Below are 9,820 nucleotides of genomic sequence, written 5' to 3'. Positions count from 1 at the left end.
TGCCGTCTCCTTTCAGAATGGTGTGTCGCGACTTCATTCTACCAGAGATCTGCAAACCATGTCTCGTTTTATCTACTTTTCAATTTGCGAAACTTATTGTACCTTATCTAGTCTGCCCATATTATTCATAAAAATCCCACTACCTTTGAAGTTGTGTCAAGAATGTTTCGCAAATTAGTTTGCAGACTCTAGTGTGAATGAAGTCAGCCGGCAACGGTAAAGGTGTCCTCAAGGGCGGCCTCCAGGTGCTTCATGTTCATGTGCTTCTTGTTGCCCAACTGGGTGCCGACCACATGGCGCAGCCAGGCACAGACCAGCATTAGGGCAGAGTTGCCGTCTGGGAAGCTGCCCACAACACGAGTGCGGCGTTGGATCTCCCGGTTCATCCTCTCAATCACATTATTCGTGCGGATGCGAGTCCAGTGCTCGCTGGGAAAATCGCAGAAAGTCAGCGTTTCCTCAATACCATCCTCCACCTTCTTGGCAGCCTCTTTCAGCTTCATAGAGCGCAGTTGCTCCATCACGGCTTTGACCTTCTCACGGGCAGCGCTCTTGCTCTCCTGAGCGTGGATCGCCTTGAGCATCTTAAGATACCAGCTTTACCTGGGAACGAGGCGTTACAGAGAACACATTGCGGTAAACGTATACGGTACAGCGCTGGTCCTTGGCTTCGGAGAATACTTCTCCCACATCCTCCAGCATACCAAGGCACTTGTCGTCAATCACCAGTTTCCCCCTCCAGGCCACGGTCACGCAGCCATTGGGAGAAACTGACCCAACTGGCCTTGTCCTCCTTCATGCCCTAGGCAGCACCAAGAACCTCTCGGTATCCGTCTTCATTGACCGCAATCGCCATCAAAATAGCCATATTTTCAAACTCTCCGCCTCAGTTACGGCGCAGATAAGTCCCATCCACATAGACATACGGATGGCGTCCGCCCTGCAGAGGGTGGTTCCGCCAATCTTCGATGTGGACATACGCTTTCTTGTTCAGCTCGCTGATGGTGGAGGGAGAGACTTTGCTTCGCCACAGCGCCTCGGTAATATCCTCATACACGCCGGACGGATACGCCTGCCAGGTACATCTCAATGAGAGCATCTTCCACGCTACTCTCCCGGCGGCGATACCGCTTAATGATGGCGGTTTCAAAGGAAATTCCCTTGAACTCGGGCACCTTGAGGGTGACATTCCCGGAAGGTGTGTCGCAACTTCATCCTACCAGAGACCTGCAAACCATGTCTCTTTTTATCTACTTTTCAATTTGCAAACTTATTCTGCCTTATCAAAAAGCATTGGGAGAGCTATCGGAAAAAATCCAATTTTGGAAACAAAAAAGATGCTATTATTTAGATTTCCCCGCTTTCTTTCAATTCAGTTTCCACTCAGCAGCGAAACTCAGAATCATAGTTGCGGCTTCATACTCGTCGTGTGCTTGATTTGCCCCTTCATTCTCTGCACTTTGTCGAAGGTCTCCTGATCAATGATCGGCTCATGGGCATTCTCTACCAGGTACATCTCCTTTTGTCCCGTGTTCTTTATCTGCTTCCCCGTCAGGAAATTTGGCGTATAGGTTTTCTGCATCAGCACTTGGCCCACATATTTTTCATTGCTCAGCATCCTGTCAATGGTGGAGGTGCTCCACTCCGTCTTTCCTGTAACCGTCTTGATGCCGTGGGATTCCAAATACTTTTTGATTTTTCGTACACCGTTTCCCTCAATGTAGAGGCCAAAAATCTTTCGGACGATCTCAGCCTCCTCCGGTACGATCTGCAGTACTCCATCCGGCCCCTTAGTATAGCCCAGAAACTGCCTGTGATTCAAAATGGTTCTCCCGCTCCGCATGCGATTCTGAATGCCAAATTTAATGCTCTCACTGCGGGTTTGGCTCTCCGCCTGCGCAAAGGCGGCATACAGGTCAATCACGCTGTCTGGCGTCTTCATGGTAAAGATACCTCCTAACTCAATGTAAATTCCTACATTCATTTGTTTCAGCTTTCTGATGGTGCTAATAGCTTCCCGGGTATCTCTTCCAAAGCGGCTGAGAGATTTGACGAGGATCAGGTCGATCTTTCCTTTTCGGCAGTCTCTCAGGAGCTTCCGATAACCTGGGCGGTTTTTCGTGTGCAGTCCCGATGCCTGGTCGGCGTAAACAGCCACAAACCGCCACCTGGGATTGCTCTGAATGAAAGCTGTATAATACGCGACCTGGTTTTCCAGGCTTGAGTTTTGTTCCTCCTGATTTGTGCTGGTACGGCAATAGGCTGCAACCCGCAGCTGCTGGTCCCAAATGGGTTGGTCCTCCTGCGTCTGCGGGATCTCAATCACATGCTGAAACATAAGAAGCCCTCTATGATCCATACTGTCAACCAGTTTATCATGGAGGGCGGGAAAATGAAAAAGCTACATTTCAGTTCAAAGAACCAAAATGTAGCTTTTAACATGGTGGAGATGGCGGGAGTTGAACCCGCGTCCGAAAGCACTTTAACGGGGCTTTCTCCGGGCGCAGACGATTATTGTGGGAGTCTTACTCTCCCCGTTCCCCTTCCAGACGGCAAACCGTCACGCCGTCAGGTCAGGTGAGCTTCATGATGTGTGGTGCAGGCAAAGCTTACTGCGCTCACATTTACCGCTAAACGACGCCCTCCTCGGCCCGCGGTCCCTCCGAGTCGGACGGCTGCCGTTAATTAGGCAGCAATAGCAACAGTGTTGTTGTTATTTAATTTATAAATTGCCCGTTTTATGGCGGTCAGGCGCCGCCGCCCGCTGGTCCCGCCTCCATACCCCCGTCGAAACCGGTACATCCCCAGATCTTCAGGGCTATCAAAGCAGATCGCTGTATTTGGAATTGTAACACACTTCTCTGGGGAAGTGTGTTACAATTCCATGAAATTTATCCGTTCAGGTTTTGGTGATCTTTACCATCAGTTTCACCGGCGTAATCTTTGCCAGACACCGGTAAAACTTATAAAACAACTTGGGCGTGTAGATGGTCCGGCCTGCCCGGGCAGCCCGGAGGGCGCCGCCCGCCACCTGCACCTGCTCACAATAAGGCAGCAGTTCAAAGGTGCGGGATTTCCCGGTGATGTTCCCTACGTCCAAAAACTCCGTCCGCATGGGTCCGGGGCAGACGGCAGTCACAGAAATATGCTTGCGCCGCAGCTCCTCGGACAGCCCCACGGTAAAGGAGGAGACATATGCCTTGGAAGCGGAGTAGACCGTCATCCGGGGATTGGGACAGAAGGAAGCAATGGAGGAGACATTCAGGATGTGTCCTCCGGCAGCCATGAAAGGGATCACCAGATTGGTCACCGCTGTCAGGGCCCGGACGTTCAGGTCCACCATGCGAGTCTCCAGCGCCGTATCCGTCTCTCCCAAAAGGCCCAGATAGCCGCAGCCGGCACAGTTCACCAACAGCATCACTTCCGGCTGTTCCGCCGCCAGGCGGCCGCTGAGGGTGGAAAAGCTCACCGGATCACAAAGATCCAGCGGCATGCATACGGTCTCCACGCCCACCATTTCCCGGGCAGTCTGCTCCAGCCGGTCCTCCCGGCGGGCAATGAGCCAGCAGCACTCGATATCCGGAAACACGTCCGTCAGCTGGCGGGCAACTTCCCGCCCCAGCCCGGAGGACGCGCCGGTGATGATTGCGGTTTTCATCTGGACCCCTCCTCTTCGATTTTGGCTTGTTGGGAATTTCCCTTACATCTTCTCCGGAGCGGGATACTCCACGCCCTGGGTATCCACCCGGATGCTCTCAATAACCACGGGGGTCTTGGGCTTGTCGTTCATCATATTCCGCTGGACGCGGGAGATGTCGATGGCTACCTCCTGACCCTCCAACACCTGGCCGAAGGCAGCATACTGGCCATCCAGGTGGGGAGCCGGAGCCACCATGACAAAGAACTGGCTGCCGGCGGAGTTGGGGGCCATAGTACGGGCCATGGACAGCACACCGGTCGTATGGGCCAGGTCGTTCTGGCGGAAACCGTTGGCGGCAAACTCTCCCCGGATCTCATAGCCGGGGCCGCCCATGCCGTTTCCTTCAGGGCAGCCGCCCTGAATCATGAAACCGGGGATGACCCGGTGGAAGGTCAGGCCGTCATAAAAGCCGCCGTTGGCAAGGGAAATAAAGTTATTGACGGTGTTGGGAGCCTTTTCAGGATACAGCTCCGCCTTCATCACCCGGCCGTCCGCCATGGTAATGGTTGCAATAGGGTTCTTGTTCTCAGACATGATCTTCGTTCCTTTCTGATCGTTTTTAACGCATGGCAACCTGGTGATTTTCCAGATACCGCAGCAGCGTCTGATAGTTCGTCATTCCCCGCTCCAGACGGGCCAGCAGCCGGCCATCCGTATTCAGCAACTTGAGATTTTCCAAAAAGTCCATGCCAACACTGCCGATCTCATCTACCCGGAAACTCACGGTCTGGCCAAACATGGCGGTGTAGTGCAGCTCCTCGCCGCAGACCTCCAGCTTGTGATTTTTATAGTCCAGAATCACCGCAATGCCAGCCAGGACACAGAATACGCCGGCAAACAGAATGTTCCGGCTCTCCGCCAGTCCGGTGTTCACCACCTGCCAGATAGCCGCGCCGCCGAATGCCACCAACAAAATCAGTCCCAGCACCAGCATGCTCCCGCCGCGCCGGACGGTAAACCGCTCGTTCTGTTCACCGGAGACTTCCATCTGCACATTCTGTTTTTTGCTCATCAGCGGTTCCTCTCTTTCAGAGTGCGGTCGATCTCCCGCTTGGCGTCCCGGGCCGAAGCGGCCGCCCGCTTGTCGTAGTTCTTCTTGCCCTTGCAGAGGCCAACCTCCACCTTTACCCGGGCATCTTTGAAGTAGACGGACAGCGGGACCAGCGCATAGCCATCCTGCTGCACCAGCGCGGAGAGTTTACGGATCTCCCGCTTGTGCATCAGCAGCCGGCGGCTGCGGACCGGGTCCTTGTTGAAAATGTTTCCTTTTTCATACGGCGAGATGTGCATGCCGTGAAGAAACAGTTCCCCGCCCTTGACCGTACAGTAGGAATCCTTTAGATTCAGCGTGCCCGCCCGGATGGACTTGACCTCCGTGCCGAACAGCTCGATTCCGGCCTCGTATTTGTCCTCCACGAAGTAGTCGTGGAAGGCCTTGCGGTTTTGCGCCGCGATCTTGATTCCCTTTTTCTCCGTGGGGGTCCGCCTCCTTGCTTTTCTTGGAAAGTTTTAATAGTATACCACGGTTTTTCCCGATCTTCAAGTGAAAGTCTGCCTTGGCAACGGATTCTCCCCGTGATATAATGAATTGATTTTCAAATGATTTCTCAAAATGAGCAACGAGGTGCTTTCAAGATGAATCTGCCTGTCGATCTGACTGAAAAAACGCTCAGCCGGGAAGAGAAATACACCGGCGCATTCCTCAGCGTGCATGTGGACCAGGTCGCGCTGCCCAACGGCCACACATCCTTCCGGGAAGTAGTGGAACACGTGGACGGCGTAGCGGTGCTGCCGCTGGATGAGCGCAACAACGTCATCACCGTGACCCAGTATCGATATGTATTCGGCAAGACCCTGCTGGAGATCCCCGCTGGCAAACTGGACCCGGGCGAGGAACCGGCCGTGGGCGCGCTGCGGGAACTGCGGGAGGAAACCGGCGCGGTGCCGGATGTTCTCTTGCCGCTGGGCGTCATTCTGCCGTCCCCTGGCTGCTATGGGGAACATCTGCACCTGTTTTTGGCCCGGGAACTGAAGATGGGCCAGCAGCAGCCGGATGAGGACGAGTTTTTGCGCACAGAGCGCATCCCCTTCCAGGAGATGGTGCACCGGGTCATGAACGGTGAGATCGAAGACGCCAAAACCGTGGCCGCCGTCCTGAAGGCCAAGGTCTTGCTGGACCTGTAATTTCAAAGTACGGAGGTTTCCTCATGAGCGACCAGAAAACGGTCCTGATCGTGGAAGACGAAAAAAATATTGTGGACATTCTACGGTTCAATCTGCAGCGGTCCGGCTATGCCATCCTGGAGGCCTACGACGGCGAAGACGGGTTAAAGAAGGCGCTCTCCGCCAACCCTGATCTGATCCTGCTGGATGTGATGCTGCCGAAAATGAACGGCTTTGACGTATGCAAGGCGCTGCGGGAAAAGGGCAGCAATGTACCGGTCATCATCCTCACTGCCCGGGAGGAGGAATCCGACAAGGTCCTGGGGCTGGAGATCGGCGCAGACGACTATATCACCAAGCCTTTTTCCATGCGGGAGCTGGTGGCCCGGGTGGGCGCCAACATCCGCCGGACCTCCATGACGGCCCCCGCTGCTGCCTCCGCCGCAGCCAGCGCCATGCAGGTGTCCGGTGATCTTTCCATCAACACCGACAGCCACCAGGTCTTCCGGGCCGGCAAGGCCATTGACCTGACTCAGCGGGAATATGAGCTTTTGACCTTTCTGGCCAGTCATCCCAACAAGGTCTACTCCCGCACCGATCTGATGGAGCAGGTGTGGAACTACGGCTACGTGGGCGACGACGTGCGCACGGTGGATGTGACGGTGCGGCGGCTGCGGGAGAAAATCGAGGCAGATCCCGCCAATCCCACCTATATCCTCACCCGCCGGGGCGCGGGCTATTATTTCGCAGTCTGACAGCGGGGCATTTGCCCCCGTACCGCCGTAGGAAAGGAGGCGCCGCCAGTGTTCCGGAGCCTGCACATGAAGCTGATGCTGATCCTGCTGCTGCTCATCACCTCGCTGATGACCGTGGTAGGCGCATTTTTGACCACCAGCGTCTCCAAATTCTACATCGATACCTTTTATCAGCAGATGAGCGATGTGTTCGGTGCAGACAACAGCAGCGTCGTAACGGATCTGCGCAATGCCGCCGAAGAGGACAACGCCGTGGAGCTCATCAGCGATATTCTCTCCACCAATGCCGGCAACCTGGGCATTGATTACAACACCCGCAACTACTTTGTTCTGGACGGGCAGACAGGTACGTTTCTCAGCGGCTCCGCCAGCAACTCCGAACTCCCCCGGGAGCAGTCCGCCAACCTGCTGACCGCCCGAAACGCTGTGGCGCTGCAGGATGACACCATGGTGGGAGACAAAAGCGACATCACCTCTGATTATATGGACGCAGCCATTCCCATTTTCAGCGGTGAAAACGCGTATATCATCTACATCCTGGACAACAAAGAGACCGTCTCCGGCCTGAACAGCCAGCTGGTCATGATCATCCTGCAGGCGCTGGTCATCGGTCTTTTGATCTCCGCACTGCTGAGCTTTCTGCTGTCCAAGGCCATGGTGGACCCCATCGAACGGCTGACTGCCGGCGCGGAAAAGGTTGCCGCCGGTGATTTTGACAGTGAACTTCCTGTGGAATCCACCGATGAGATCGGCATTCTCACCGGCACCTTCAACGAGATGGCCGGCGTCCTGCAAAGCACACTGGAAGCAATGGAAAACGAGCGCAACAAACTGGACACCCTGTTCCTCCACATGACTGACGGCGTGGTGGCTTTTGACCACAATGGCCATCTTATCCACTGCAACCCCGCGGCCAAATCCATGCTCCACCGTCCCGTGGACGAGAGCTGCACCTATGACGATCTCTTCGGGGACCTCTATCCCTTCTCTCAGATGCTGGCCCTCCAGAGGCCCAATTACGCTGAAGGGGAAAAACTGGTGGACGACCGCATTCTGGAACTGTATCTGGCGCCCTTCTCCGATCAGGCCAGCGGCGGTGTCCTGATCGTGCTCCACGATGTGACGGAGCAGCACCGCAATGAGGAGCGGCGCAAGGAATTCGTTGCCAACGTGTCCCACGAACTTCGTACCCCGCTCACCAATGTCCGCAGCTACGCTGAAACCCTGCGGGATGCTGAAGGCGCTATCCCGCAGGAGACCGCCAACAACTTTCTGGACATCATCATCACGGAAACCGATCGGATGACCCATATCGTCCAGGATCTTCTGACCCTCTCCCGGCTGGATGCCGGCAATGCAGAGCTGACCCTCTCCCGTTTTTCCTTCGCCGACGCCATTCAAAGCGTCTGCCGTGCCAATGCTCTGGAGGCCAAACGCCATGGCCACCAGCTCACCTGCGGCTCTCTGGAGGACCTGCCGCTGATCGTAGGCGACCGCAGCCGGCTGGAGCAGGTTATGATGAATGTTCTGGGCAATGCCATCAAATACACACCGGACGGCGGGCACATCCGCATCACCGCCGGTTCCACGCAGAACCAGGTATGGATGGAAGTCTGTGACGACGGTATCGGCATTCCTGAAAAAGACCGGGACCGGATCTTCGACCGGTTTTACCGGGTAGACAAGGCCCGTTCCCGGGAATCCGGCGGCACCGGGCTGGGGCTTTCCATCGCCCGGGAGATCGTATTGCGACATCGCGGCACCATTCGCCTGGTACCGCACCAGGGTCCCGGCACTACTATCCGCCTGACCCTCCCCATCGCCGGACCGGACGCCCAGTAATCCCGGTATCGCCCGAACCAGGTCTTGCGGCCGGCTCCCCGCCTCCACCCGGCCGCGCAGAAAGGAGTCGCTCATGGACACCGCCCGCCGAAAACGCCGGGACTTCCTGCAAAATATCGCCATTGTGGTGCTGACCCTTTCCGCCGTGGCGCTGTTTGTGCAGACTCAGCTGTATACACTGGACTTGGACGATGACTATTTCCGTTCTCTGTCCACCAGCAGTACGGCAATACAGCCGGTCCCCACCAGTCTTGCCGATCTGTCGGCTCCGGTTCGCATTGCCGTCACGGGGGACTACGGCCATTACGGCAGCATCCAGATGACCACCACCGACAAGGCATTTACAGAGTCCCTCCGTTCTCTGCTGCGGGGTGCGCTGGGGTCCGCCCAGACGTTTGCCCCCTGCTCTGGGGAGGAATTTCTGGACGCGGTCTCCGGTGTTTCCATTTACTATGATTTTCTCAATCCCCTGCCTCTGTCTTTTCTGGCCGGCCTGGTGGGCGAGGAATCCGACACAGAAACCGTCCTCGCCCGTCAGCTGGTTCTGGCGGACCGCGGAGAGGACGGCGTGCGCCTGTACCTTTCAGACGGCTCCTCCTATTCCAGCTGCTCTGTGGCAGTCTCCGCCTCCCGGCTGGCCGACACCGTGAGCAGCTATGAACTGGGCAGCGCATTTTTTGCCTTTGAATCCGCCGGGACGGACCCTTTGTACGCCTCCCTCGCCCCCTGCTCCCTGTTCCTTACTCCGCTGCCAAGTCTGTCCGCGCTCTCTGCAAAGACCCCTCTTTCGGACACGGACTGGCTGCTCTCCGTGCTGGGCTTCAACCCCAATACCAAGTCCCGCTACACCGAGGCCGGCGGTACGGAGGTCATCATCCGGGGGGACTGCTCCCTCCGCATCCGCGGTGACGGCACTGTTTTGTATGACGGCGGAAGTACACCGTCTCTGCAGATCAGCACCAGGGAAGATGCCACTATAAACCAGCGTGTCCTGGCGGTACAGTCCCTGCTCAATTCCATTTTCACCAATTTCACCAGTGATGCTTCCCTATATCTCGTCAGCATCCAGAGCAGCGGCAGCTCCACCGTCCTGCGGTTTGGCTACCAGGTAGAGGGCGTTCCCGTCCGCTTCACCAACAATGCGGACGCAGCCACTGTTACGCTCTCCGGTTCTGACGTTACGTCTCTCACCCTGCGGGTCCGGCAGTATTCACACACCGGCGAAATCGCCTCCCTGCTGCCGCTGCAGCAGTCCCTGGCCATCGCCGCACAGACGCCCGGCGGAGAGCTGACCATCGGCTATTCCGACCACGGCGGCGACACAGCCGAAGCCTCTTGGCTGCTGGACTGATCCTCTCTC

Annotated in this window: 8 protein-coding genes, 1 other RNA gene and 2 pseudogenes; 4 read left to right on the top strand and 7 right to left on the bottom strand. The window is 56.4% G+C overall.

Annotated elements, in window-relative coordinates; all coding sequences use genetic code 11:
* Positions 1-203: 203 nt before the first annotated feature.
* The 7 genes and pseudogenes from QZL67_RS03410 to smpB form a co-directional block, all read right to left on the bottom strand.
* Positions 204-1,211, bottom strand: a pseudogene (locus tag QZL67_RS03410) (IS256 family transposase); the annotation flags it as partial.
* Between the two features lie 191 nt (positions 1,212-1,402).
* Entirely contained in the window at positions 1,403-2,338 is a 936-nt protein-coding gene (locus tag QZL67_RS03405; RefSeq protein ID WP_022289368.1) for a recombinase family protein, read from the bottom strand.
* A gap of 103 nt (positions 2,339-2,441) precedes the next feature.
* Positions 2,442-2,806: a transfer-messenger RNA gene (gene ssrA, locus QZL67_RS03400) on the bottom strand.
* Positions 2,807-2,899: 93 nt separating this feature from the next.
* Positions 2,900-3,658, bottom strand: coding sequence for an SDR family oxidoreductase (locus QZL67_RS03395; RefSeq protein WP_022289367.1), 759 nt, complete (start codon positions 3,656-3,658; stop codon positions 2,900-2,902).
* A gap of 42 nt (positions 3,659-3,700) precedes the next feature.
* Positions 3,701-4,234 (bottom strand): peptidylprolyl isomerase, encoded by a 534-nt coding sequence (locus QZL67_RS03390; protein WP_022289366.1) that lies wholly within the window; start codon positions 4,232-4,234, stop codon positions 3,701-3,703.
* A 25-nt stretch (positions 4,235-4,259) separates the two neighbouring features.
* Entirely contained in the window at positions 4,260-4,712 is a 453-nt protein-coding gene (locus QZL67_RS03385) for a hypothetical protein (RefSeq protein ID WP_022289365.1), read from the bottom strand.
* Positions 4,712-5,167 (bottom strand): annotated as a pseudogene (gene smpB, locus QZL67_RS03380) (SsrA-binding protein SmpB); the annotation flags it as partial. The pseudogene smpB and the gene QZL67_RS03385, both read right to left, overlap by 1 nt.
* A 168-nt stretch (positions 5,168-5,335) precedes the next feature.
* On the opposite strand from smpB, the gene QZL67_RS03375 reads away from it, so the two are divergent.
* From QZL67_RS03375 to QZL67_RS03360, 4 genes are all read left to right on the top strand, one after another.
* The gene (locus QZL67_RS03375) at positions 5,336-5,884 is read left to right on the top strand and encodes an NUDIX domain-containing protein (RefSeq protein ID WP_022289363.1); all 549 of its coding nucleotides are present in this window, start codon (positions 5,336-5,338) and stop codon (positions 5,882-5,884) included.
* A gap of 23 nt (positions 5,885-5,907) precedes the next feature.
* Complete coding sequence (locus QZL67_RS03370; protein WP_022289362.1) at positions 5,908-6,618, top strand: response regulator; 711 nt, start codon at positions 5,908-5,910, stop codon at positions 6,616-6,618.
* A 48-nt stretch (positions 6,619-6,666) separates the two neighbouring features.
* Complete coding sequence (locus tag QZL67_RS03365) at positions 6,667-8,460, top strand: ATP-binding protein (RefSeq protein ID WP_022289361.1); 1,794 nt, start codon at positions 6,667-6,669, stop codon at positions 8,458-8,460.
* Between the two features lie 73 nt (positions 8,461-8,533).
* Positions 8,534-9,811, top strand: a complete 1,278-nt coding sequence (locus tag QZL67_RS03360; RefSeq protein ID WP_022289360.1) for a hypothetical protein — start codon at positions 8,534-8,536, stop codon at positions 9,809-9,811.
* Positions 9,812-9,820: the final 9 nt, after the last annotated feature.

Source organism: Oscillibacter sp. CAG:155, assembly GCA_000436875.1.
In the GTDB taxonomy this organism is placed as follows: domain Bacteria; phylum Bacillota; class Clostridia; order Oscillospirales; family Oscillospiraceae; genus Oscillibacter.
This window is presented reverse-complemented; position numbering and strand designations above follow the sequence as displayed.